General features: G+C 27.7%; 1 pseudogene. It reads right to left on the bottom strand.

Annotation, left to right across the window (positions count from 1 at the left end):
• Positions 1–441: pseudogene (locus tag AMO19_RS01960) on the bottom strand (RNA degradosome polyphosphate kinase); the annotation flags it as partial.

Genomic DNA, 441 nt, shown 5'->3' with positions numbered 1-441 from the left:
ATGATGAAGCAGAATATTTTTTTTTCCTAAGTATTTTGAAAATAGAATTAGGGTTTTTGTTTGAAGGCAAATCTAAATGTTTTAATTCTGGGTGAGTTTTCCCAATTAGTAGATTTTCTTTTAAATCATCTCTATCAATTTTTGTAAGCTGATTTAAATCGTCTAGGCCTAATAAACTTTTGCAAAAGTATATATATTCTTTCTGTATTGAGATACTTTCAATAAGTAACTTTAGAATATTTTCTGGCATATCTGACTCCACTTCTAATCTAACTACGTCTCCACCTAATCTTCTTTTTTCCAAACTTTGTTCAACAGCTAAAAGTAGATCATCAGCTTCAAGTTCTTTTAATTCTAAATCTGCATCTCTTGTCACTCTAAAAAAAGAGTAATTTATACATTCCATTCCGTTAAATAAAGTATTTATATTATTCCCAATTA

Origin of the sequence: Prochlorococcus marinus (assembly GCF_001180245.1) — a bacterium.
GTDB lineage: Bacteria > Cyanobacteriota > Cyanobacteriia > PCC-6307 > Cyanobiaceae > Prochlorococcus_A > Prochlorococcus_A marinus_F.
Note: the sequence above shows the minus strand (reverse complement) of the source record. Positions and strands in the feature narration are given on the sequence as shown.